At 60.4% G+C, this 24,138-nt stretch carries 25 protein-coding genes; 13 read left to right on the top strand and 12 right to left on the bottom strand.

What is annotated here, in order from left to right; all coding sequences use genetic code 11:
• The first annotated feature begins 71 nt into the window (after positions 1–71).
• Together ASF71_RS06680 and ASF71_RS24965 are read left to right on the top strand one after the other, a co-directional pair.
• Positions 72–359, top strand: coding sequence for a transposase (locus ASF71_RS06680; protein WP_056296968.1), 288 nt, complete (start codon positions 72–74; stop codon positions 357–359).
• Between the two features lie 2 nt (positions 360–361).
• Complete coding sequence (locus ASF71_RS24965) at positions 362–1,213, top strand: integrase core domain-containing protein (RefSeq protein WP_235514185.1); 852 nt, start codon at positions 362–364, stop codon at positions 1,211–1,213.
• A gap of 383 nt (positions 1,214–1,596) precedes the next feature.
• Here the strand turns inward: ASF71_RS24965 and ASF71_RS06670 are convergent, their stop codons facing one another.
• From ASF71_RS06670 to ASF71_RS06645, 7 genes are all read right to left on the bottom strand, one after another.
• The gene (locus ASF71_RS06670) at positions 1,597–1,779 is read right to left on the bottom strand and encodes a hypothetical protein (protein WP_056296964.1); all 183 of its coding nucleotides are present in this window, start codon (positions 1,777–1,779) and stop codon (positions 1,597–1,599) included.
• A gap of 409 nt (positions 1,780–2,188) precedes the next feature.
• Entirely contained in the window at positions 2,189–2,935 is a 747-nt protein-coding gene (locus ASF71_RS06665) for an MBL fold metallo-hydrolase (protein WP_056296961.1), read from the bottom strand.
• Positions 2,932–3,327, bottom strand: coding sequence for a MerR family transcriptional regulator (locus ASF71_RS06660; protein ID WP_082505659.1), 396 nt, complete (start codon positions 3,325–3,327; stop codon positions 2,932–2,934). The genes ASF71_RS06665 and ASF71_RS06660 overlap by 4 nt, the downstream gene beginning before the upstream one ends.
• A 297-nt stretch (positions 3,328–3,624) precedes the next feature.
• A complete protein-coding gene (locus ASF71_RS06655; RefSeq protein ID WP_056296958.1) occupies positions 3,625–5,826 on the bottom strand; it encodes an ATP-binding protein in 2,202 nt (733 codons plus the stop codon).
• Positions 5,827–6,309: 483 nt separating this feature from the next.
• A complete protein-coding gene (locus ASF71_RS06650; RefSeq protein ID WP_056296955.1) occupies positions 6,310–7,314 on the bottom strand; it encodes an HD domain-containing phosphohydrolase in 1,005 nt (334 codons plus the stop codon).
• Positions 7,315–7,631: 317 nt separating this feature from the next.
• Positions 7,632–7,889 carry a hypothetical protein gene (locus ASF71_RS22430; protein ID WP_082505657.1) on the bottom strand — a complete coding sequence of 86 codons (258 nt, stop codon included), beginning with the start codon at positions 7,887–7,889 and terminating at the stop codon, positions 7,632–7,634.
• Positions 7,890–8,127: 238 nt separating this feature from the next.
• Positions 8,128–11,091: a hypothetical protein gene (locus tag ASF71_RS06645; protein WP_056296952.1), complete on the bottom strand. Its 2,964-nt coding sequence runs from the start codon at positions 11,089–11,091 to the stop codon at positions 8,128–8,130.
• 192 nt (positions 11,092–11,283) lie between these two features.
• Between ASF71_RS06645 and ASF71_RS25675 the strand changes: the two genes are divergently transcribed.
• The 7 genes from ASF71_RS25675 (at position 11,284) to ASF71_RS06630 (ending at position 17,877) form a co-directional block, all read left to right on the top strand.
• Positions 11,284–11,385 (top strand): class III lanthipeptide, encoded by a 102-nt coding sequence (locus tag ASF71_RS25675; RefSeq protein ID WP_200939674.1) that lies wholly within the window; start codon positions 11,284–11,286, stop codon positions 11,383–11,385.
• Between the two features lie 44 nt (positions 11,386–11,429).
• A complete protein-coding gene (locus ASF71_RS24690) occupies positions 11,430–11,531 on the top strand; it encodes a class III lanthipeptide (protein WP_200939673.1) in 102 nt (33 codons plus the stop codon).
• Positions 11,532–12,000: 469 nt separating this feature from the next.
• The gene (locus ASF71_RS24685; protein WP_200939673.1) at positions 12,001–12,102 is read left to right on the top strand and encodes a class III lanthipeptide; all 102 of its coding nucleotides are present in this window, start codon (positions 12,001–12,003) and stop codon (positions 12,100–12,102) included.
• A 209-nt stretch (positions 12,103–12,311) separates the two neighbouring features.
• Positions 12,312–12,413 (top strand): class III lanthipeptide, encoded by a 102-nt coding sequence (locus tag ASF71_RS24680; protein ID WP_200939672.1) that lies wholly within the window; start codon positions 12,312–12,314, stop codon positions 12,411–12,413.
• Positions 12,414–12,740: 327 nt separating this feature from the next.
• On the top strand, positions 12,741–15,425 hold the full coding sequence (lanKC, locus tag ASF71_RS06640; RefSeq protein WP_056296948.1) for a class III lanthionine synthetase LanKC: 2,685 nt from the start codon (positions 12,741–12,743) through the stop codon (positions 15,423–15,425).
• Complete coding sequence (locus ASF71_RS06635; protein WP_056296945.1) at positions 15,425–17,101, top strand: ABC transporter ATP-binding protein; 1,677 nt, start codon at positions 15,425–15,427, stop codon at positions 17,099–17,101. The genes lanKC and ASF71_RS06635 overlap by 1 nt, the downstream gene beginning before the upstream one ends.
• A 98-nt stretch (positions 17,102–17,199) precedes the next feature.
• Complete coding sequence (locus ASF71_RS06630) at positions 17,200–17,877, top strand: DUF2726 domain-containing protein (protein ID WP_369814966.1); 678 nt, start codon at positions 17,200–17,202, stop codon at positions 17,875–17,877.
• 179 nt (positions 17,878–18,056) lie between these two features.
• Here ASF71_RS06630 and ASF71_RS22425 read toward each other — a convergent pair whose 3' ends face one another.
• Positions 18,057–18,629, bottom strand: a complete 573-nt coding sequence (locus ASF71_RS22425) for a phospholipase A2 (RefSeq protein ID WP_162243091.1) — start codon at positions 18,627–18,629, stop codon at positions 18,057–18,059.
• 500 nt (positions 18,630–19,129) lie between these two features.
• Between ASF71_RS22425 and ASF71_RS06625 the strand changes: the two genes are divergently transcribed.
• The gene (locus tag ASF71_RS06625; RefSeq protein WP_056296942.1) at positions 19,130–19,582 is read left to right on the top strand and encodes a hypothetical protein; all 453 of its coding nucleotides are present in this window, start codon (positions 19,130–19,132) and stop codon (positions 19,580–19,582) included.
• A 155-nt stretch (positions 19,583–19,737) separates the two neighbouring features.
• On the opposite strand, the gene ASF71_RS06620 is transcribed toward ASF71_RS06625, so the two are convergent.
• Genes ASF71_RS06620 through ASF71_RS22420 form a run of 3 tightly spaced genes read right to left on the bottom strand, consistent with a single transcriptional unit; the run spans position 19,738 to position 21,793 of the window.
• Complete coding sequence (locus tag ASF71_RS06620) at positions 19,738–20,838, bottom strand: transposase (protein WP_056296940.1); 1,101 nt, start codon at positions 20,836–20,838, stop codon at positions 19,738–19,740.
• On the bottom strand, positions 20,796–21,482 hold the full coding sequence (locus ASF71_RS06615; RefSeq protein ID WP_056296938.1) for a hypothetical protein: 687 nt from the start codon (positions 21,480–21,482) through the stop codon (positions 20,796–20,798). Before ASF71_RS06615 ends, ASF71_RS06620 begins: the two co-directional genes overlap by 43 nt.
• The gene (locus tag ASF71_RS22420) at positions 21,479–21,793 is read right to left on the bottom strand and encodes a PadR family transcriptional regulator (protein WP_082505661.1); all 315 of its coding nucleotides are present in this window, start codon (positions 21,791–21,793) and stop codon (positions 21,479–21,481) included. Before ASF71_RS22420 ends, ASF71_RS06615 begins: the two co-directional genes overlap by 4 nt.
• A gap of 194 nt (positions 21,794–21,987) precedes the next feature.
• On the opposite strand from ASF71_RS22420, the gene ASF71_RS22415 reads away from it, so the two are divergent.
• Complete coding sequence (locus ASF71_RS22415; protein ID WP_082505655.1) at positions 21,988–22,203, top strand: hypothetical protein; 216 nt, start codon at positions 21,988–21,990, stop codon at positions 22,201–22,203.
• 111 nt (positions 22,204–22,314) lie between these two features.
• Positions 22,315–22,800, top strand: a complete 486-nt coding sequence (locus ASF71_RS06605; protein WP_056296933.1) for a GreA/GreB family elongation factor — start codon at positions 22,315–22,317, stop codon at positions 22,798–22,800.
• A gap of 46 nt (positions 22,801–22,846) precedes the next feature.
• On the opposite strand, the gene ASF71_RS25670 is transcribed toward ASF71_RS06605, so the two are convergent.
• On the bottom strand, positions 22,847–23,257 hold the full coding sequence (locus tag ASF71_RS25670) for a VOC family protein (protein WP_056296929.1): 411 nt from the start codon (positions 23,255–23,257) through the stop codon (positions 22,847–22,849).
• On the opposite strand from ASF71_RS25670, the gene soxR reads away from it, so the two are divergent.
• The gene (soxR, locus tag ASF71_RS06595; protein ID WP_369814967.1) at positions 23,233–23,901 is read left to right on the top strand and encodes a redox-sensitive transcriptional activator SoxR; all 669 of its coding nucleotides are present in this window, start codon (positions 23,233–23,235) and stop codon (positions 23,899–23,901) included. The two genes, ASF71_RS25670 and soxR, sit on opposite strands and share 25 nt — an antisense overlap.
• The last annotated feature ends 237 nt before the right edge of the window (positions 23,902–24,138 follow it).

The following is a 24,138-nucleotide window of genomic DNA, read 5'->3' as shown; positions in this document are numbered from 1 at the left end:
GGTAATGCTCCAGAGATGACTTCCAGAACCTGACCCTTGTGATGCGAGGGACGAGCAGACTGGAGATCACCATGGGAAAGCAGAGAAAAGTCTGGAGCACAGACGTCAAGGAAGCCATCGTTCTGAGCGTGCTGCGGGGAGACCTCGGCGTCGCGGAAGCGGCCCGTCAACACGGGGTCAATGAGAGCCTGATCCACACGTGGAAAACTCAGTTTCTGGAGGCGGGCCGTGCCCGCCTCGCTGGCGATCGACAGGACCAGGGGAGTGGCATCCTGGAACGCGAGAATGACCGTCTCAAACGTATCCTGGCGGAAAAGGAACTGGAGCTCGACATCTCGCGAAAAGTGCGGCGGCTCTGACGTTGGACGATCTGATCGTTCTCTGGCAGAGCCGCCCCCAACTCAGCCTGCGGCGGTTCGCGCAGTACGCCGGTGTGCCGTACTGGCGGCTCCGGGACCGTCAGCACAGCGCGCCGGCGCGCTGTGCCAGGCAGCATCAACGCGATGCCCTCTACGAGAAGGTGCGCCAGGCGGCGCTGCAACACCCCACCTCCGGATACCGCTTGCTGTATCAGGAACTCAAGGCCCAGGGTGAAAAGATGGGCCTGCACCAGATTCGCGTGGCCCTGGGGGAGCTGCATCTCCATCCACCGCTCCCCCGGAAGACCCGGAAACCTTCACCGAAGGTTTCCGCATCGTGGGACTGGCCTGAAGGTCGACGGGTACAGATTGACGCGACACGATTGTCGCTTCCAGATGGGGTCTGCTGGATCTACTTCGTGCTGGACGTCACCTCACGGGTCGTGCTGGCCAGTCGGGTAGTCCGGAGTCTGTCAATGCACCTCGCCAAGCTGACGCTTGACGAAGCGGTCGGCGTGCTGCGTGCTCAAGGACACCACGAGGCCATCCTGGTACAGAGTGATGGAGGCAGCGATTTTACCAGTGACCTCTTTCAGCAGGGCTGCGTGAAGTACGGCGGCTGGGTGCGCTGCAAGGTCTCCCAACCGGGAGGCACCGGGCTGCTTGAACGCCTCAATCGGACATACAAGTATCAGTTCGCGTTCCGCCAGGATTGGCAGTCCATGACCGATGTCCGGACGGCGATGCCGGACTTTCACCGCTGGTACAACCACGAGCGCCGTCATTCGGCGCTCGGCTACGCTACGCCCTGGTCTACACTCACGTCATCGGCGAACGCTCGCAACGCCGCTTGAAGTCAAACCTGGAGCATTACCNCGAGCGCCGTCATTCGGCGCTCGGCTACGCTACGCCCTGGTCTACACTCACGTCATCGGCGAACGCTCGCAACGCCGCTTGAAGTCAAACCTGGAGCATTACCCCCAGCTCAGCGTCGCGCCAGTGCTTTTGCGCTGGACTGCACCGTCTATTCAATGACGACCCCTGCTCACGACGCTTGCGGAGGAGCTCGGCGATGCGGGGATCAATGGTCATGGTCAGCTCCTGAAACGGGCGCGGCCCCGCCAAGTGGGCAGGGCCGGAAGAGGTTGGAGGTCACTCGGGGTTGGTTAGAGATCTGGCAAGCGACCCGGCGACGGTGCAGCCCATGTGACTTGCGCGGGGTCACTCGGCTCGACCGTCACCGGACCCACCCCGTTATGTGCGTTCTCTTGATCAGCGAGGCTCCCCGGATCTGATGCACGCCCAGCATGGAGATGCACCCGGCGAGGAGTTCACCGAACACGCCCGGCAGTGGCCACCCGGTAAAGGACAGCTGCGCGAGCAGGATCCGGGGAAGGGAAAAGCCACGCACGCTGGGCATGAGGGTGGAGAGACCACCTGTCGTTCCGGGAACGATCGCGCGCCGCCACCGAGCACCAGGTATCTCCGAAGGGCGCGAGGCCTCAGCCGGGTTTGGACAGAGCGTGCGCAACGGCTCGGTGATCCGGTACACGCCACTGGCCAGCGTGACCTGTCGCCAGCGATCGTCGCCGCGTCCCGGTTCACCTCGACCATAGTCTCGAACAATCGAGCAGGCTGCACGATTTCGTCTTGAGTCTCAGTGCGGCAGCCTGATCGTGCAACGTGCCGATGATCTTCCCGTAGCGCACGAGGCGATCAGGCACGTCGGTCTGTGCCCCGTTGATGGAGCCTGAGCCGCGCCATGACTTGAATGCCTGCGGACAGCGGGACCCAGGCAACGCTGGCTTCCGAATCCCACGGTCCTGGCTTCACGCGAGCGTCAGGGTCTCGCCGTCCTCCGGGACCCGCAGGCGCGCGGCCAATCCCGCGTCCTGCGCCGCGTGCCGGAGATCGCTCCGGGTCGTGAAGCAGTGATCGAGGCTCTCGAGGTGCACGGCCACGACCGTCGCGTCCGACCCGGCGCGCAGCACCTCCACGGTCTGCGCGGCGTCCATGATCAGCAGAGTGCCGCCCAACGTCGCACCCCCCGAGTGGGTGACGATGACGTCCGGCTGCTCTCGGGCGATCGTCTCACGCACGGCAGGAATCACAACGGTATCTCCAGCCCAGTACACGCTGGGTTCACCCGGGGCACGCAGGACGAACCCCATCACATGCCCCATCTGTTCAAGGATCTCACCACTCCCGTGCTCCCCGGTGGTACGGGTGAAGGTCAGTTCAGATACTCTGACCGCCTCCTGGAGTGGCGTGACGTCCTGGAATCCGTGGCCACGCAGGATATCTTCGTCGCCCGGCTGGCACAGCACCGGCACGTCCTTCGGGAGAGCTGCGACGGCGGCCGGGTCGAGGTGATCCGGGTGGAGGTGCGACACGATGAGCAGGGTCACGCCGGCTAGCACCTCAGCCGCCGGGACGGGCAGCGGCACGGTGGGGTTCGGGGAGATACCTGCGAATGTCCGCATGTTGTGAAGGTCACCGAGCATCGGGTCAATTAGGACCGTCTGCCCGGCATAGATCAGGCGAAGGGTGGCGTTCCGGATCAGGGTCAGATTCATGGGAGTCCTTTGGGATGGGAGGCGCAGGTGGAGCCGGCGAGAGTCAGCTCGCCCAGCTGCGCGGTCAGGCGGGCACGGATGATCTGCAGGTCACGCAGTTGCGCGTCGATGTCTGCGAGCTTGCGGCGGTAGAACTCGGGGGCGACCTCGGCATCGACGGGATCTTCCGGACCGCGTCCCTCCTGCCAGCACGGGGCGAAGCGGCGGATCTCGTCGAGCGTGAAGCCGACGGACACGAACATGCGAATCAGACGGACGCGCGCGATGTCCTCCGGCGTGAACCAGCGGTAGCCGTTATCTTGCCGGACACTGCTGAGCACGCCCGCGTGCTCGTAATGTCGCAGGGCACGGACACTGCTGCCGGTATGGGTGGCGAGTTCACCGATTCGCATGTCCCCAAGCTAAACCCTGACGTTAGCGTCAGGGTCAAGGGAGCAGCACTGTAGGAGTCATCGTCGATCCAGTTACCAGCCTTACTCAAGTTGCGGCCGGTCAGCTCCAGCCCAGGCATCCACATAACTCGGCCCGAGCCGGGGCGTACAGCGAGCAGTCCGGTTAGGCCTGTCCCTGTATCTGTTGCTGGATTCGGATGGTAGCCGTTCGCTGGTCGGTGCGACGATTAGTAACTGCATTGCCAGTATCATGCGCAGGCCAGCGCAGCTCACGGGCGCTACGCCCCAGCGCCAGATTTACCGCACGTTGGGCAATGTAAACCCGAAGGTCGCTCCTTTGTCCGGGACACCCTGCGCCGATACCGTCCCCCCGTGCCGGGTGATGATCCGGCGCACGTTCGCGAGACCCACCCCCGTGCCCTCGAACTCCTCCGCACGGTGCAGTCTCTGGAAGACCCCGAACAGCTTGTCCTGATACCTCGGATCGAAGCCCACGCCATTGTCACGCACGAATACCGTCCACTCGTGTGGCCGTTCCTCAGCCCACACCTCAATGACCGTGTTCTCTCTGCCCCGCGTGTACTTGAGGGCGTTGGACAGCAGATTCAGCACCACCTGCCTCAACAGGTCGTGGTCTCCCGTGACCAGCGGCAGTGGGAGCACCTGCCACGTGACGTGCCGCTCCAGCACGTCCACTTCCAGTTCCTCGCGGACCGAAGCCACCAATGCCCCAAGGTCGACCATGCCCGCCCGCAACGCCTGGCGGGAAACGCGTGACAGGTCGAGCATCGCATCGATCAGGGTGTTCATGCGGGACGCCGACTGATCGACCACCTGGAGGTAGCGGGTCGCTTGGGCATCAAGCCCCGTCCCAAGGGATCTGCGCAGCAGGCCATTGAAGCCTTGGATGTGCCGGACAGGCGCGCGCAGATCGTGCGAGACACTGTAGGCAAAGGCCTCGAGTTCCTCGTTGGCATTCGCCAGCGCCGCAGTCCGCTCGGCGAGCCGTTCGCGCTCCCGCGCCAGTTCCGCGACCTGTTCCGCACGGTCGAGCGCCAGGCTCAAACTGCGTCCCACCGTCTCAATGATCGTGCGGTCCGCCGCGGTCCAACCTGAGCGTCCGAACACCGCCAGCCCGAAGATGCCCCGCACGCCCCGGGTGGTCTTGAGCGGCACCATCACTGTGGCAGTCACGTGCGTCATGTAAGGCGCCAGATGGTCGGTGTGCTCGTCGTACTCGTCCTGGTAGTACGGCTCACCCGTCTCGAAGGGCGTGCGGAGATTCCCGGTGCTCGCATGTGGCAGGCCCTTCTGGTGAGCACGCCAGAGTTCTTCATTGCCGTACTCTCCCAGCATCCGCTTCACGAACCAGAGTTCACCCTGCCGTTCGTAGTACACGGCGGCGTCCACAGGAATCAGGGTGCGAATCAGCATCTGGGCTCGGTTGATCAGGACATCAGGATCAAGGACAAAGGTCAGGTCGCGTGTCCACTCCTCGAAGGCGGACAGGGCGTGGTTGCGCGCGTTGAGCTCGCCATTGCGTTGATGCAGTTCCTCGGTCAGCCGGGCGGCGTGCAGGGCGGAAGTGAGCTGCCCTCGGACCAGCTGGAGAAAGTCTTGGTACGCATCGTCCAGGTGCTTGCGCGGATTGAGTCCCACCATAAGGACCCCCAGGGGGCTGGTCTCCCCAGGGAGGGTGAGCGGCAGCACGGCCAGCTGCGTCACGGGTTCCGGCCATGGCCCGGCGGCAAAGGGCTGCACCGGGATGACGGGCGCTTCCAGCCAGTCGTGGGGTAGCTGGTGCCAGCGCGCCGTCTGGTCATCGCTCAGTCCAGCCACGCCACCGAGATGTAGTTCGCCGCTGGCGGTGGGCACGTACAGCAGGAGACACGGCAGATCCGTGGGATTGTCCTCGGCCATACTCAGGGTCGCCTGCACGATCCGCCCAGAGTCATTCGCACCGAGCAGGGCAGCGGTGAGGACCGCGAGGGTCTGGGTACGGCGTGCCAGGATCACCCGCTCGGTGGTCTCGGAGACAGAGGAAAATACGCCGCCGACGTGCTGCTCGACGTAGACCGGCGTGTAGCTCACGTCGAAGTAGCACTCCTCCAAGTATCCATGGCGCACCAGAGGCACGAGCAGGTTATCGAACACCGCACTTTCTCCGCGGAGCGCTGCGTCGAACACGGGCTTTAGACCTGGGTAACCGTCCTGGCCAAAGATGTCGGCAGTGCGGGCCCCCAGGGCGGCCGGATGCTTGTCGGGACCGAGAATGGTGCGGTAGGGATCGTTGTACAGCGCGATGAGGTCGGAGGTCCACGCGAGGTACATGGGTTGCTTGGACGCGAGCATGATGTGGACAGCGGTGCGCAGTGGGGCCGGCCAGGTGTCCGGCGGCCCAAGGGGCGTGGAGGTCCAGTCGAACTGGCGCATCAGCGTACCCAGCTCGCCGCCCTCACGGAAGAGCAGATCGGGTTGGGAAGGGTTCTCGGTGATCATAGGGTTGTCACGTAAGGTACTGGGGCGACGAAGTGGACATGTTAGATGAAAGGCAGAACATCTTTGCCTTTCGAACGTCATTTAGGTCCTGATGAAGTTATGAGCGAGTACCGTGAAGACAACACGGAGCCGCAGGCCAGAGAGCGTCTTGGCGTGGACCGAACGCACTTGGCCTACGCCGAGTCGAGGCAAGATTGTTTTAGAGAAGGCTGTCGCTTCATTTGCAGGGGGAAGAGAAGCCCCTGGTCTCTCAGCGATCGGTCATAGCGCAGAGGCTTGGAGAGGAGAGCGACCAGAAGGAGGGTGTCCTCACAAATTGCCCAGACGGACACCTCGCGCTCGGCGATTAGCGTGCGCTTCTGTTACGGTATCGCACGATTTGGATCAGGCCCAAGAAAGCTTGGAAGAAGTAGCCTCTCGAATCCCCTAGACGAATACCTCCTTTCCAGCGACCAGCGTGCTCATTACTCTCAGTCCTCAGCATCAATGATTCAGGTCTGAATCTTCCTCGGATTGCTCCTGGAGGATCCCCGCGAACAGGAGAGCAATCTGGGGATCCAGCTGATGACCTGCTTGGGCTCGCAACTCCGCGACTGTTTCTGCCACCGTCCACGCCCTTTTGTAAGGCCGTTCATTGAGGAGCGCGTCCGACACATCGATCACGGAAAATATTCTCGCCAACAGCGGGATGTCTTCACCCTGAAGATGGTCCGGGTACCCTTGGCCGTCCCATCGCTCGTGATGGTGGCGAACCAGTTGCAGGACGCTCGGCGGAATGAAGCCCAGCTTCCTCACCAGCTGCTCGCCCTCCAGGGCATGTCCTTCCATCTCCTGACGCTCTTCGAGGGTCAGTGGTCCAGGCTTCAGGAGGATGCTGTCAGGGATGGTGATCTTTCCCAAATCATGGAGGCTCGCCCCCAAACGAAGCTCCTGCAACTGCTCCGGCGTCAGTTGAAGATGCTCACCCACCCGAACGGCTTGAAGAGCAACCCGGGCCGTGTGGCCATGGGTTTCACGATCGCGCGCCTCAAGGACAATGCCCAAGGCGGCCACGGCCGCTTCCTGGGCCAGTCGCGCTTCCTGCTCCGCACGCTTTTGGGGCTCGATGTCGGTACAGGTGCCCACCCAGGCCACGCCTTCTCCCAAATCGCTCATTACCCGCACGCCACGAATCAGAAAGCAGCGGTAGTTGCCGCTGCGGTCTCGTAATCGGTATTCGATCTCATAGGGCTCCCCACTGTCGATGGACTGATGCCACCGCCGCAGCGTGGGCGCAACGTCATCTGGATGGAGAGCTTCCTCGAAGCCGAAGCCGCGCGCTTCGCCGACCATTCCGGTGTACTCCGCCCAGCGAGTGTTGACGTGTTGCCACTGACCCTCAGCATCAGCGGTCCAGAGCATGACGGGCATGGCATTGAGAAGACTGAGGTAGGCCTCCTGGGAGTCGATGTCCCGAAAGGGCTCCAGATAAGTTCCTTCGTGCTGCATGTGCTCCACCTTATGGTGTGGGTTTCTACAGAGCCCTGACAGCCTGGAGAGGAATCTTCTGCCCAGGAATCGCAGCTATAGAGGACAAAAAGCACTCCCAAACCCTCGGAGGTCTGGGAGTGCCAGTCCTAGCGGCTTCCCGAAAAGGGCTACCTACGAACGCTCCTCCATAGCTATAACGAGGCTCACAGCATTCACTTGGTAGTCCTGTTCGTGCAGTCTAGGACCCTAAAGGTCTCATTCGACTATCTTATTATTAAGGAATTGGTGTAGTATATAAATCCTGAGCGAACTATATAAATATGGATGACAGACACTTATTCATCTTCACCGAAATCATTTCGGAGCTGATTTAGGTAAGCGCGCGCCACAATATACTCGTCTCCACCATACTGATCAAACATCTCATTTAGAGAATCAATCACAACGACCGCTTCGGGTCCGGTTCTGGAGGTGCTCAGCGAGTGCAGGAGCTGATCGAAGGTCAAAAACTGTGATTGATGGGCTGTGCAGATACTCTCCCGCACAACCACGCAAACCGATTGAAGTTGTTTTAGTCGTTGAGTTGTTTCCATTCACTACCTCCGTCCGGCCAACCAATAGGCGGCCACGACGGAATCGGGGGGACCGTGGGAGCAGTCACTGTAGCCTGAACTTGAACATCCTGAGCCTGCGCAGGAGCGCTCAGCGTAGTGGCCACGAAGAGGGTACAGATCAGCATCGGGATGTTCAGTTTGTTCATGGTGTTCGCTCCTTGGTTGGTATGGCTGAAGCTTAGACCCAGGGGTGGGAATCAACTGGGAATGTCTCCCTCTACCCCGTATTGAGTCCCAGATCCCTGAGTTGCCGCAGCGTCTCTACCGAAGGCGATTCACCGTATTCCTTCTCCAACATGCCCCGGTACACCTGGAACGCGCTGCTCGCCTCCGACGGCTGAGCGCTCAGCAATGTACGAATCAGAGCCAGGTGCGTCTCTCCCTCCGCCGGCTGGGCCCGGACAGCAAGCTTGAGCAGAGCGACCGCCTGAGCCGGCTGTGTCTTCACCAGACGACTCTCAATTTCACCCAGGGCGTAGAGCTGATCCCGACGAATCGTCTCCCGCACACCGTCCACCCACTCGGCCGTAAGATCACCGGCCAGACCTTCGATAGGTAGGCTCAAGAGTGCTTCATATTCTCCTTGCTGCGCTGTGCCAAGAGCCGCCTGCAAATTGAGGACGATCCGTAGCTCAGGCTGTAAGGAATAGGTCCCCTGGGAATAAGGAATGGGATCGCCAGCGAAGTCCAGCGCCTCTTTGAGCATCTGCCTGAGTCGCCGAACGACCACACGGAAATACTCGTGATGCTTCGGATCGCGCGAACCATCCCACAAGTCATTGAGAATGTCATGCAGGGTTCCCTGCTTACGCCACAACAGCCAGAACAGAAGTTCGCCAGACTTCGCCAGAGGCAACTTGACCGCCCTGTCACCAACCCAGGCCTCTATTTTCCGGCCTACCTCCACACGCAGCAGTTCTTCCTGTTTAGGTCCGTCCTGACGAACCTCTCCCGTCACTAAAGGATGGTTGGCGGCCTGCTTGGTGAGAAATTGCCGCAGGGGCATCAAATGGCGCTGATCGGCATAGATGACGCTGGTGATGTCGAGGCCCTCAAGGGCCTGGCGGCTTTCCTCGATCTCCTTGGCAAGAAGAGTTCCCCTGCTCTGCTGGATAGCCAGGAGAAGCAGTTGTGCTCGGAGCGCATGGGTCTGCTCCACGCTCTCCTGAGCCGCAACCCTCAAGTGGGTTTCCGCAGCCGTCAGGTCTCCCGCATCCAAGGCATGAATACCGGTGAATAGGGGGAGGAGATATCTCTTGAAGATGGGCCGCTGGGTATGCTCGACCAATTGCTCGTAGGCTCGCTGTGCCCGCGGTTTCTCGCCTATCGCGGAGTACAGGTCAAACATGTTGGCGTGCAGGAAGGGCAGGACGACAGGAAGCTTCAGCCGGTGAATGGTGTCTTCTGCATTGAGGAGTGACTGCGCAGCGCCCTCCCAATCCCCACGAATCATCTTGTACCGCGCGAGCGTCTGGTAAAGGGTTGGAAGATGAATGGGTTGCGTGCGAAGGGCCAGCTCGATGCACTCTGAGATCAGTAGAGCCGCCTCTTCGTGTCGCCCCTGCCGGAGCAGTACTTCACTCAGCTCAGCCTCCATTTGCAAGGCCTTTCTCTGCTGACCATGAGCCAGAAGAACAGTCCTGGCCCGCTGCAAGACGGCCTCCCGCTCAGGCCAGCGGCGCTGCATCAGGAGCGTGTACTGATGCATGTTCAGGGCATCCGCTTCAGCCAACTGATTGCGCTGTGCCTGAGCATCCGAAATCAGTTTCTCCGTAACCTGTTCCCCATCGCGGAAACGTTCCAACGAAATCAGCGCAGACGCCAGCTGCATCGACAATGTGGTCTGGCTGGTACCGGCAGCCAGTGCCAGGCCCTGCTGAGCAGATGACAACTGTCCTTCGAAATCGCCCTGGCGAGCTGCCTGCAGGGCCAGCGCGGCAAATCCCAGTCCCGTGAGCTTCTGCTGCTGCTTCATCCCCTCAAGTTGAGCCAGCCCCTTATCACCTTCACCGATCTCTATACGGGCAATTGCCTGGAATTCCTCCCACCATGCCGGAGCAGGACCAGGATGCAGAGCCGAAAGTTCCTCAAGGAGCTTGAACTCCCGCTGTCTGTGAAGTGTCGGGAACAATTCTTGGGCGTACAGCTCCATCAAATCGGCCTGATGGGCCTGACGGGCATGCCGGATCGCCGTTGACAGGTCCTGCTCCTGCACGGCGAGACTAGCCCGGAGAAGATGAATGCGGCGACTCTTCTCCGGTGTCCGCTGAAGCTGTTTTTCCAGGAGTTTGAGTAACAGCATATGGGGCCGGTACAAGCCGCGCCCCAGAGGGGTCAACGGTAGCCCTGCCCGCCGGAGGGTACTCAGCCAGGCTGCTGGCAGTGGGGATTCCAGCAGTTCGCCAAGCTCATCTCCCCACTCGTCGAATAGTGCCAATTCGGGCAAAACAGCCTGTAGTTCCTCAGGCAGCTGTTCAAGAGCGTCCTGAAGCAGTTGGTTGACATCCACCTGGGCTGCCGAATCCATCAGACTGAGTGAGATGCTCACTGGCCAGCCCTCGCTGGTAGCCATGAGCTGGTCTATGTCCAGCGAACTTTCCCGCGCGGTCAGCAGCTGTCCGGCCTCTTGAGCGGTAAACCGCAGCTGTTCTGTGCTGAGGACATCAATCTGGCCAGACGCAGTGAGGCGCGCCAGGGGAAACCCCTGCAGATCAAGACCTGCCATCAGCAATCGGTGACCCTCTGGCAACAGGCCGATCAAGGTTGCTAACGCTGTTCCGTGCGTCCGCGCTACATGCTCGACGCGGTCGAGCACGATATCGACGCTTCTTTCCTCCTGAGAAAGTCGTTCCGCACTCCAGTCGAGAAAATCCATCAAGGAGCTGGTGGGATCTTCCTCCATCCCGTCAAGAACACCCTGTAATGCGCGGTGAAGGTTCTTCTTGAACGTCCCTGCTTCCTCATCGCCAGGACCGAGCGAGAGCCATATCACCGTACGGGTGGTGTTCCGGGCGTATTGGGCGAGGAGGGTGGTCTTTCCGTAGCCACTGGGAGCCAACAACACGACGCTTGGACGGTCAGGCACGGAAAGCTGCGCCAGGGCCTCCATACGGATGACCTCTGACGCCAGGGCCCGGGGCACCGTCGTCCGCGCGATGCCACGAAAACTGACTTGGGACATGGCCTGAATCTACCGGGTTCTACCCAGACCTTCGCTGAGCCCAGTCCCAGGATCTGTCATTCCAGATTCCCAGTTCCCAGGGAAGTGGTCCCAGATCGTTCCCAGGGGGGCCGATACAACTGTTCTCAAGAGCAGCAACGAGAGCACCGTTCAAGTGTTCAAAGCGCTCCCCCAGCCCTAAGGAGGTGACCTATGAAACGAGTTCTTCAACTGCAAACTCTTCAGGCTTCGGCGCCCGCTCCGGCCGAATGGAGCACGGTCAGTAACCACTGCAGCAGCGTCCAGCTGTCCTAAGGCACCCCAGTCCCTCCGACTTCTCTTCTCCAAGGATGTGACCCATGAACCGAGTTCTCCAGCTCCAGACCCTGCAGGCTTCCAACCCCGCTCCCGCTGAATGGAGTACCGTCAGCAACCACTGCGGTAGCCACCAGCTGGCCTGAACCAGACCGTTAGGCTCCCCCCTCCGCCCTCTCCTCTTCAAGGACGTGACCCATGAACCGAGTTCTCCAGCTCCAGACCCTGCAGGCCTCTAACCCCGCTCCCGCCGACTGGAGCACCGTCAGCAATCACTGCGGTAGCCACCAGCTGGCTTGAGCCAGACCGTCAGGCTCCCCCCTCCGCCCTCTCCTCTTCAAGGACGTGACCCATGAACCGAGTTCTCCAGCTCCAGACCCTGCAGGCCTCTAACCCCGCTCCCGCCGACTGGAGCACCGTCAGCAANTCCCTCCGCCTTCTCCTCTTCAAGGATGTGACCCATGAACCGAGTTCTCCAGCTCCAGACCCTGCAGGCTTCCAACCCCGCTCCCGCCGACTGGAGCACCGTCAGCAATCACTGCGGTAGCCACCAGCTGGCTTGAGCCAGACCGTCAGGCTCCCCCCTCCGCCCTCTCCTCTTCAAGGATGTGACCCATGAACCGAGTTCTCCAGCTCCAGACCCTGCAGGCTTCCAACCCCGCTCCCGCTGAATGGAGCACCGTCAGCAACCACTGCGGTAGCCACCAGCTGGCCTGATTCAACTCTCACCCCAGTCCCTCCGCCTTCTCTTCTCCAAGGATGTGACCCATGAACCGAGTTCTTCAGCTCCAGACCCTGCAGGCCTCCAACCCCGCTCCCGCCGACTGGAGCACCGTCAGCAACCACTGCGGTAGCCACCAGCTGGCCTGAGCCAGACCGGAAAGCACTCCACTCCCTCCGCCTTCTCCTCTTCAAGGATGTGACCCATGAACCGAGTTCTCCAGCTCCAGACCCTGCAGGCTTCCAACCCCACTCCCGCCGACTGGAGCACCGTCAGCAACTACTGCAGCAGCGTTCAGCTGTCCTGAGACGCAACTTCTTCAGCAGCAGCTCAGCCCTCTATTTTTCAAGGACGTGACCCATGAAACGAGTTCTTCAGCTCCAGACCCTGCAGGCTTCCAATCCCGCTCCCGCCGACTGGAGCACCATCAGCAACCACTGTGGAAGCCATGTCCAGCTGGATTGACTCAGTACCCGCGTTCAAAAGCAATCAGCCGACTGCACTTACTTACGTCCATACCTACGTCCCAATTCGGACGACGGTCGACGCCGAGCGATGACACAACCCAGGGGCGCCAAAGCGCCCCTTTTTCTTCCCACAACACAAGAACTCTAAATGGCATCAGGAGGTTTTTATGACCAGCGGAGCAAACCTCGTTCCACCCCGTTTCAACATGCAGCAGGTCGTCAAGCATCTTCACCTGCGTTCGGACTTCTACGAACCCTTCGAGCGGTATCAGCCCGGCGACGCCTTCTTCAAAATTATCGAGGCGCAAATCCCTCTGACGAGCCGAATTCTGCGGGAAGCGTTCTGGACCCACGTGCAGCCTCTAGGTGGAGAGGTCCCCATGCAGGGCTGGAAAATCCACGTCTCCGCTACACAGAAAAACGCGCCGTCCATCCTGAGCAAGGTGGCGGAGATCTGCTGCGCCGCCCGCGTACCCTTCAAATTTGCCAGTGATCCCTTTGTCCTCTCTCTTCTCCTCGGCAAGGGCTGTGCCCGCGGTTCGAGCGGGAAGTTCATGACCATCTACCCCCAGGATGAGCAGCAGGCGCGCCTGCTGTTGGAAGAGCTGTACACCTGCCTCCAGGGCTTTGAAGGACCCTACGTCCTCTCGGATCGCCGTTTTCGGGACTGCTCCGTCCTGTATTACCGGTATGGCGGTTTCACGCCTATCACTCGGCGTGACGCAGATGGCCTGCTGACGTCCTACCTGATGCGCCCCGACCTACAGCTCGAGCCGGACGACCGGACGCCCTACTTCCAGGTTCCGGACTGGTTACAAGATCCATTCCAGACAGAAGAATCGGAAGAAGGTGCGAGTGAACGGCTGAATGGCCGTTATGAAGTCCTCACGGTCCTGAGCTACTCGAATTCTGGAGGGGTCTACAAAGCAGTCGACCATCAGACGGGAAAGACCGTAGTCGTCAAAGAAGCCCGGCCACATGTCGATACCAGCGCCTCCGGTCAGGATGCTATAGAGCAGCTGAAGAAGGAGTTTCAGCTCCTCACTCATCTCCGCGGCTTAGGTATCGCTCCCGAGCCCATTGAAACCTTCACAGAGTGGGAACACCTGTTCCTCGTACAAGAGTTTGTGCCTGGAGAATCCCTCCACGCCTTTACGGGCAAGTACAGCCCTGTGATTCGCACTTCCCATACGGAGGAAGAATTACAGGCTTGGTGGAAACTTCTAAGGTCTGTAGCGGCAGCAATTCTGCACACTGTCCGTATCCTCCATGCGCAGGGTGTCGTCTTCGGAGATCTTTCCCTGAACAACGTGCTTGTGTCCGTCGAAGACAGTCAGTGCGTGAGTGCAAGACTCATCGATTTCGAGGGCGCCAGTCGGCCCAACGTCGATGCCGCGGTCAATATGTTCACGCCGGGATTTGCGCGGCCTGGGCGGACGACCCGGCAGCACACCACGCTGGCAGATGACCACTACGCCTTGGGCGCCCTGCTCTTCAGCCTGCTATTGCCCGTCGCCGTGCTGACGAACGTCAAAGCGGACGCCCTATCCGCTTTCCTGGACAACTTCGCTGACGACTTCGGTCTGCCTCCTGTGTTCGGTGAGGTCGTCAACCGCCTCTTGGCCGCCGAAGACTCGCTCGATCTGAACGAACTGACGACTCTCCTGGATGAAGACAACTCTCCTCTGGGTCTCCCCGGCATCCTGAGCGCTCCACGGGCCTTGTCACAAGACAAGCTGCGCCGTACTGTGCGCGGCGCCCTGAAATATGCTGTGGCGAGCGCTGATTTCGGGCGGCAGGACAGGCTGTTTCCCTCTTCGCCCCAGCAGACGCATAGCCTCGGTCTGGATTACGGCGCACTTGGAGTCGCCCTGACTCTTCAGAACGTTCAGGGACGGATTCCTCAGGCCGTACGCCAGTGGATCCGCGAGCAACCAGTAGGCGCGGGCACAGCTCCTGGGCTTTTCGGCGGGCTTGCAGGGATGGCCGTCGGATTTGCCCAGATCGGTGATCGTAAGAGTGCCGAACGGGCCTATCAACTCGCTAGACGTCACGATCATCTCTATGCCCGGGTGCATCTCCATGGGGGAGTCAGCGGCTTTGGACTCGCCAGCCTGACTCTGTTCCTGCAGTGGGGGGACGCTGCCTACCTCCAGGAAGCCCGGCACATTGGTGATCTGCTGGACACCACTGCGCAGTGGGCCGGCGACCGGGTCACCTGGCCGGATTTTGGATCCCAGGAAGTGGGCCTTGGGTATGGACAGAGCGGCGTCGCCCTCTTCCTTCTCTACTTGCATGCTGTCACCGGAGAGGCCCGATACCTGCGCCTCGGGGAAGCGGCTCTGGCTGAAGATCTGGCCCACGGCCGCGCCTTGGACGGCGGCGCACTCGGCTTCCCGGATCGACCGGATGGGAAGATCCTCTATCCCTACTGGATGACCGGAAGCGCGGGCGTAGGCAGCGTCCTGGTGCGGTACTACCACGTGACGAAGAATCCGGCCTACCGGGAACTGACCGAAAGAATCCGGCAGGCCACGACTCCGCAGTACAGCGTCTTCCCCAGTCTGTTCATGGGACTTGCTGGGCTGGGCATGTTCCTGATCGACGCCGAGCAGTTCCTCGGTGATCCGACCTATCTGAAGCAGGCTCACGGCACGGCGAAGGGCGTTCTGCGCTTCAGCGTGGACAAACCCCAGGGAACAGCCTTCCCCGGCGACTACTTGCACCGCATCAGTACGGACTTGGGCAGTGGCAGTAGCGGGATCGCGATGTTCCTTCATCGGCTCGCGCAGGGGACCTGCAATCCGCTGTTTCCAGATGCAGCGCTTCTGCGCGCAGAGGGAGTGCAGTGATGAAACGGACCTGGACGCAAGACTGGCAGCTAATCGTCGGATCGCGAACTCGGACCTACCTGCTCGCCCTGGCCTGGGCTGGGACGATCGCCGTCCTCATGACGGCGCTCAATCCCCTCGCCACGCGCCTGATCTTCGATGTGGCAGTAACCCAGAAGCGCCTGGACTGGTTGATCGCCATCGCAGTAACTGCTCTGGTGGTGTTCGGCCTACTCCGGTGGTGGGACTTTCAGAGCGGGCAATATCAGCAGCGCCTGACTAACCGGATGAGTGCCGATCTGACCAAGCGGATGGTCAGCGGCTACTTTCACCTCCCCCCTGAGGTGGTGGCGCAGCACAATGACGGCTACTTCGTGGCGCGAACGATGAATGAGGTCGAGCAGACCGTATCCCCGGTGGTGACTTCAGGAATTCAGCTGCTCCGCGCCGTCCTGATTCTGGTCACGGCGATGATCACGGTGCTTCTTCTGTCCTGGCAGCTCACGACGGTTCTTCTGATCATCACACCAGCGCTCCTTCTCCTGGCCCGGCATTTTTCGGCCCAGCTTCATCAGGATGCCCACGGCGTGCAGGAAAGTACGGCCGCTCAGCAGGAGGTGCATGCCGCTGCCATCGGCGCGTACCGGACCGTCCGGATGTTCAACCTTGAGGGACTGGCTCTACACCAACTCATGCGTTCGGTCGACCACCGCCTGGACGCCGTTTACACCCTCGGCTACCGGTCCAGCAAGTACGCCACCCTCAGCCGCATCACGCTCAGCATTGCCGAGCTACTTGTTCTGGTACTGGGGGGCTACGCCGTCATGACGACCTCGCTCACGCTGGGCGGCCTCATGGCCTACATGGGGGCCTACTGGATGGCCGTAGGCGCCGTCCAAAGCCTGATCGACCTCACCCCCCACATTCAGGTCCTGCGCTCCAATATCTGGCGGCTGGCCGACATGCTCGCGCAGCAAGACACCAAGGTTGCCGCCGCCTCAGCGCCTTCAGGCAACAGCGCCTTGGTCTGGCGAGACGCTTCTTTTGGCCAAGGCGAGACAGCGACACTGACTGGAGTGAATATCGACGTGCCTCAGGGCCACCGGATGCTGGTACGAGGAGCCAACGGCGCTGGGAAAAGCACTCTCGCTCTGACCGCCCTCTCACTCTTACCTCTTCAGAAGGGCTCAGTCCACCGTGCCGGAGAGATCAGCGGCCTGGTCGAACCGGTCAAGTTCCCTTCGCTGCCCCTGCGTGAGCTGACCACCCATTTTGATACTGCTCGTGTGCAGGCTCTGGCAGAACAGCTCACCCTGACGCCCCTGCTGGACTCCCGGTACGATGAACTCTCCCTCGGTCAGCGGAAGAAGTTTGCCCTGATGATGACGCTCCTCAAATCTGCAGAGATCTATGTGTTTGACGAGCCTCTAGCCAACTTGGACGACCGCACGCAGCGCCTGGCGTTCGAGTTGATCCTCAGTCATACCGAGGGCAAAACCGTCCTGGCCATCATGCACGACTCAGCAGAGTTTTCTCCTCACTTCGACCTGGTCGCTGAAGTCGCCGCCGGACAGGTGACGGTGCGGTCCCGGCAGGCGGCAGCGTCGAAAGCCTTCACTCCTCAGCAGAAGTTGCCGCTGAGCTCGTTCTGGCCGCTCTCTCCCAGGCCAGAGCACTCCATCCAAGAATCTGCTTGAACTCCCTGAGTTTTCATGGCCCGCCTCTTGCGGGCCTGAAAACTGTACTTTTCTGCCCCGCAAGAGGCATGTCAGGTCTACCCTGACACCCTGAAGCGGTGGAGACTCTGCTCGGCCTGTTCTTTTTCCTCGGTGTTCCCTCCCTCATCGCTGCGATCGCTTTCTCTATAGGGAAGCGCCGAACCCAGAAAGATCGGGCGAGTCTGCCCGCCGTAGGGTATCGGCCTCCTTCCCGTCCCACTTCTGCGCGCACTGATGTGTCCGCACCGAAGCCAAGGTCAACTCCGAAAACGGCTCAGCCCCTTGCTCCAGCCCCGGTGGTCCCAGCGCCCAGACGGCCCACCGATTACAGCGACATTCCGAGTGTCCTGCCCGTCAAGACCAAACAGTGGTTTTTCAGCCGAAGCGAATCCGCCTTCTTTCAGGCTCTTGAGGCTGCCCTTCCGCCCGAGTACCGGGTCTTCCCAAACGTACGCCTGAACGATCTCTTTCTGATCAAGCCAGGGGCGCAGCAGCGGGCGACTTATGCACGGCTACGGGACAAGCACGTCGATTTCCTGATCGTACGGACAAGCGACTTCCGTCCATGGCTCGCTCTCGAACTGGACGGAGCAAGCCATGATCAGGCGGAGCAGCAGTACCGCGACGCAGTCAAAGACGTGGTCTTTCAGTCAGCAGGACTGCCTCTCCTCCGCTTGCGGGCTGAGTCGGCCTATGGGCCGTCGGAGCTACGACTCCTCCTGGCGCCATATCTGCGTGGCCGCGTGGTCGCCTAAGCCAAGGGATCCCCACACCGCCGCTGCAGATGCCTGAGCAGGATGGGCTTTCTCGTCAGGGCAACGCCTTGGACGGCAGAAGTGACGTCATACCAGAAAGATTGCCCCGCACCAGGGTTGACTGGTGCGGGGCAATCTCTGACCAGGCTCCGAGGAGCGCTACGGCATCGTCTCCGCGCTCAGCGGTGCCACTTGGCCCAGCCAAACTCGTCGACGACCGTGTAATACGCTGTTGCTGCCGCGTAGCATCCTGGACGTTCCCAAGCTCCCTTGGCGCCGCATTGGACCCGCATATTGTTCAGGAAGGCCACATCGGTCCTCCCTTTGTTATAGGGCCACGTCGGAATGGACGTCAGGTCTGGCAGATTCCTGTACCCAAAATCATGGACATTGCAAGACGCTTTGAAGAAGCTGCTGTACCCCAATCCAAGACCCTTGGGTGCGCTACAGCCGTCGTAGTTCCAATCCAGACCGGAATAATTCGGGGAGCGCCGCTCCGCGTTGTAGTTGCTCACACTTCCCCAAGCGACACTCTGAGCATAGCCGGCCTTTCCAGAGGCCTGAGCAGAGAGACCATCTGCGCCCACCTGGGTGGCCAGAGCGGCCGCTTCCAGACCTTCGTTTGGAAGGCCATAAGCTTCTTTCAGACCTTGGAGCAAGAGAACATCATTGGGATGTTGACGTAGGATCTCCTGACTGTCGGCATCTTGTAGTTCTGGCCTTTGGGCCAACTGCGCCAGCTGCTGGGCCACGGTGCCTTGGAGTGCAGAAGTCGAGGCGGGCAGCTCTGAGCTGGGTATTTGTTGTCCACAACTGACCAACGCAATACCAAGGGCACATCCGATCCAGATCCGACGCATAAGTTCCCCCTACAACGATCAAACTTTGATTTTTGGAACAAGCGGATACTATGTGAATCCATTTGGAGTTTCATGAGAAGCGCTAGATGATGCCAAAAGCGTTTACGTTGAATAGTCCTCTGATACATATAAATTCAGATTCACTCCGTCAAAGAATAAGGAGTCAGGTTAATAATCGCCCGAGTAATTTTACTGCTCGCCTAGATGTCTCCATACGCTCAGGAAACTTAGTTATCTAACCCCGTCAGCGGATAACTCTTCAGGTCGCTCTGAAAATTGAGGCTTAACCGGGAAACTCCATCTTCGGTGGTTGTCGATTCTATCCGGAGATTAAGGGTAAGCGCACTTTGAAAGCTCTTGCAATTTTCAAAATACATCTCTATAAAGAGATGATGCCATACGAAAAACTGAGCGCACAGATGGAGAATCTCACCAATCCACAGCGCAGTGATGCCTTCTACAAGCAGTTCCGGGACGCCGTGCGAGAGGGAGCGGTTGAAGCCGCAGATCTGCCCGAACGTTTCGAGCTCCCCAAGGAATATCGGCGGCGTGGCGCGGATGAGACGTACACGCGAACTGTCAAGGATATGGTCGTGAATGTCACGCCAGCGTACAAGAAATGGTTCGACGGCGTGAATGAAACACTGAGCACGCCCACCCGCCGTACAGGGGCACCGAAAATCAGCCTGGAGGCGGTGGAGGCGGGCGAGGTCGACTTCGCAGCCATGATGGAAGAGACGCGCCGCAAGTTGCAGGCGAGTTTCGAGAAGGGGCAGACGTTAGGAAACTCCCGCAAGGCGGCCAAACCAGCACCGAAGGCGCGGCGGACCACGACGAAGAAATAGACGACACGAGTGAGGGCGACCAATTTGGTCGCCCTCTTCGTTGAAGTGTAGGGACTGGGATAGAGCCACGTTCTAGGTCGTGAGGGACTGTGCCTTGCGACCAGCCTTCCAGGAAAGGATCAGGCGGATAATGCGATAGGTAACATACGATAAACTCAGAACTTGCACCTCGCATAGGACAGTGAATAACCGTGCTGGCCGAGAAATTTCGCGTTTTTCGTGAAGAGGTGTAGCAGGCGGCCAAGGTAGAGCTTCGGCTGAAGAGCGAGTAGCGCACGACGTGCGCTGCTCGCCAGCGTTTGGCCCGGTTGTGCGTCCAGTAGGGTCAAGGTCCAGGCCACGAAGATCAGGAGCAGCCACCGGTCCAGTCCTCGCGCGGTCCGCAGGGCAAAGCGGTTCAGCCCGAACTGGTGTTTACTCTCTTTGAAAAACGACTCGATCTGCCAACGCTTTGCCCCCTCTGAGACCACCTCGTCACCCTCCATCAACTCGGAGGCCACGGCGTGGAACACGCGCTGGCCGCGCTGGCCGCGCTGGACGCGGCCGAGCGTCAGGGTGTCGTGCGGCCAATTCTGGAGCTCGATATACCCGCCATGCGGGCAATCTGCGACAGTGACGATGCCAGGATGCTCGGTGCGCCGGGTCGACCGTACGCCCACCACGAATTCGAAACCCAGCATCCGGATCTCGTCCAGAAAGGCGGCTGCCAGGGAGCCACTGTCGGCGAGGACGCGCACCCGGAACCGGGTGCGAATGGGGTCCGGCACGGTGCGCAGCAAGTCACGGGCCAGCGTGACGGGTGTGGGGGTCCCTTTACCGCGGTACACCCGGTACCCGACTGGAAACTTCAGGGTCCCGTAGTGCGCGAAAAGAATGACGAGATGAATGCCGTGGACCTCGTTGTAGATGCGAACGAACGGCAACTGGCGTCCCGTTTTCGGGACGCTGGTGAGATCGACACTCAGCCGCAAGCGGGGACGATGTTTCCGCCTGGCTGCTTGGAGGAGGAGGGCCCACTGGGCATCCTCCAGCAAGGTCCAGCACGCGGTGGTGTCCCAATCGTATTCGTTGAAGAAGCGACTGAGGGCACTGGCACTGACGGACTCCGCTTGATGGAGAACCGTCTTGACGTCTGGATTGAGAAACAGGGCCTGGGCTGCCCCGAGGCTGCGTTGCTGGTACACCGTGGGAGGAACGGCAAGGAGGCGGTCTGTCAGAATGCGGGCGCGCTCCCAGAGAGGCTGTGACGTTGACACTCCCAGACTCTCGCGTCTGGGAGCGCTTTTTTCGTCCTATGCAGATGCAACTCCTGAGATAAAAGCAAAATCCCTGGAAGAGGATTCGAGTTTCCATCTTCTCCCATAAGAAGGATAGATTTGAATTCTAAGATGAGCGCATGTGTAGATTCTGCGCTCACGACTGCTCTTCCTAGAATCCAGAAGAAAAAGAGACACATCAAGGTCACGGGTTGGAGGACACCCTGCACGAGGGCGCGCCACTGAATCCGGTGATTCAAGCGAACGACGAGCGCCCACCTCAATGTGGCGAGGAGAATGACACAGAGCAGCAACCAGAAATCTTGGGCTTGAAGGGGCTCATGCCGGAACAAGGTGACCAACCAGGCGAAGCCAACGATCCCGACATCTTCGAGGACGGCCTGGCGCCAGCCTTGAAAGGTCCGGGCGTACCCAGGATGAATAAGTCGAATATCGCTCGTCGTGAGATGCACTTTGCGGAGTTCGTGATTGATGTGGTGAGGATCTCCCCAGATCGCCAGGATGTCCGTTTGACCCGCATCCACAGCGTCCTGATAAGCATCGCGGTACTCGCGGCAGACCCGGATCTGAGCGGGGCGTGCCAGACGTTGCGTGGCAATGTCCAACCAGTAGTCGAGGGTCATCCAGCCCCTCCCAGGACGGCCTGGACCGCCTGAATTTGACGTTGCCAGTCCTTTTTAGCCTCTGCGAGCGCGCGTCCCCCCTTTTCTGTGAGGCGGTATTCCCGCCGGACTCGACCCCCGAGATCCCGCTCCTCACTAGTCACCAGAGCTTCAGCTTCCAGGCGGTGCAGCATGGGGTAAAGCGAGCCTTCGTGAGCGGTCAGCAGGTGTTCGCTACGGGTCTTGATGGCTTGAGCGATAGCGTAACCGTGCTCAGGTTGTCGCTCCAGCACGGCCAGGATCAGCATCTGTAATTGCGCCTTGGTATTCATGACGGAAGAATACATATTTTCCCGATGTATTGCACCCTGAGGTATATGTACGTTCTGATTTCGATGTTGCTTCGAAGCATCTCCGTTCTCGAATCGCCTGGATGGACCACCCACCGTCCAGCGACCGGCGTGTTCCCTCCGCGGGTGAATCCCCTTTTTTCTTTTCCGAGAGGCCAAGCCTTTACCCTCTGAACATGTCTCCGGTCTACGCGACGGCTACTCACATTCCCACCGGTGAACTCACCCGCACCCTCGGCCCGTTCGACACGCGGCACGCGGCCTGTGTGGCGGTCGGTGAGGTGGTCGGTCAAGTCCTGACCTGGGAACGGAGCACTACAGGAACTTATGTTGCCGAGAAGTACCCAATGCTCTGGGCCGTGGAAGAATGCGAAGAGCGGTCCTCCCCCTGACGGCCCGCTCTCATGACTGATGGATAGTCGTTCGGTTGTACGAACCTTCTGCGGCCGTCGGCAGATCCAATAGAGGCGACGCTTCTCGCCGCACTATCTTCCAGCTCACCCATGCCTGCCCCTTCCCAACTGACGGCCCGCGGCTTCGAGCGCCTCCAGCAGACGCTGCGGCGCGAACAGATCCGCCTCGACGAAGCCCGGGGTTACGTGCGCGACCAGCTCGAGTCGAACGAGGCCGAGAGCCTCAACCTCGTCGAAGCCCAACAGCAACTCGCTACGCTCGAAGAGCGCGTCGAGGAACTCCAGGAGTTGCTCGCCACCGCTCAGATCCTTGAGGCGCCTGCTGGAACCCACGACGTCGTGCAGCTGGGCGACGTCGTGCTCCTGGCCCATCTGGGCTCCGGCAGAACGCAGCGCCTGCAGCTCGTCACTGCAGCCGAAGCCGCCGGTGCGCTGGGAGGAATCGTTCAGGTCAGTCCAGACAGTCCCGTGGGCTCCAGACTCCAGGGTGGCCGCGTCGGCGACATCATCACTGTCACCCTGAAGCAGGACGTGCTGTACCGTATCGAGCAGATCGAAACCACCCCAGACCGCTGAGGTCCAAGAAGCTTGTGCTCGGCCTCATCCTCGCCTCCGCTGACCGCTAGGTCTCCCAGGTGCGCTGACACAGCACCACCAGATACCCATCTGGATCTCGAATCGTCACGCCCCACTCGTCCCAATACGGGTTGAACGCAGGAACACGGGCTCCACCGCACTGTTCCAGTTGCTCGATCAGGGTGTCTGGGATGAGGTGCCCCAGATAGAACACGAGAAGATCGTCTGGGGTCGGTGTAGGGGTCAGTGGATGCGCGGCTGATTGCGTCAGTTCGAGATGCCACAGCGCGCCTGGGAGACCGAGCATGAGCAAGGCAAAGCCCTCATGGGGGTCTGCCGATTGGTACAACACCTGGAGCCCCAGTCCCTGCACGTAGAACTGGGCCGCTGCAGCCAGATCCAGGGAGGGTCGTGCCAGACGAATACGGGTTGATGGGGTCAATGAAGGGATGGACATTACAGCCTCCGAGGGGAGAAGAGGAAGAGCCGGGACTGGACGACAGCTCCGTTCATCTGGGGGAGCACGTGCAGCGTGGAGGTGGACGACCAGGGGGTGATCGAGGGGAGAGAAGAGGGGAGGCGCCATGTGTTACGGTGACTGTAGAACCTCAACAAAGGTTGAGGTCAAGCCCTGAGCGAGGCTCGTCTATGTCAGAAAGCCCCTCACTTTGGACACCCAGCCAACTGGCTCACCGCAGTGGACTCTCGGTCTCCGCACTGCACTTTTACGAGCGACATGGCTTGATCCGCAGTCAGCGAACGTCTGGAAACCAACGGCGATATGCCCGGGACACGCTGAGGCGCTTAGCGGTCATCCGAGCCGCGCAGCAGTTCGGGGTACCCCTGGCGGACATTCGTAATGCTCTGGCGACCCTGCCGGAAGGTCGGGTGCCGACTGCCGCGGATTGGGCGGTGCTTTCCGGGAGATGGCAGGCTGATCTGGACCGGCGGATTGCGGCCCTGCTCAAATTGCGTGGTGAGTTGGGGCAGTGCATCCAGTGCGGGTGCTTGTCGCTGGAGCATTGTCAGATGCTCAATCCCGGTGATGTCGTGGGTCGGACGCGTCCGGGGACCCACCGGCTACAGATTGAGGAGACCTAGGCCAGGAAAACCCTCTGGCTCCAGTCGGAGGCCGGAGCTGATGGTGGCCAGAGACAACGACGCGTCATACTGGGCTTACCCCTCCCCTACTGATGAATGACCCACAACTCGCTGCTGGCGATGTCAGGAGACGCCCTCGCTCGTCGAGAACCTGTCGGCCAACGGAACGAGGTGCTACAGCGCTGGAAGTCCTGGTAGGCAGCAGACTCGCTCTTTACTATTTCCCTGCCTGCTTCC

Origin of the sequence: Deinococcus sp. Leaf326 (assembly GCF_001424185.1) — a bacterium.
Classification (GTDB): Bacteria; Deinococcota; Deinococci; order Deinococcales; family Deinococcaceae; genus Deinococcus.
This window is presented reverse-complemented; position numbering and strand designations above follow the sequence as displayed.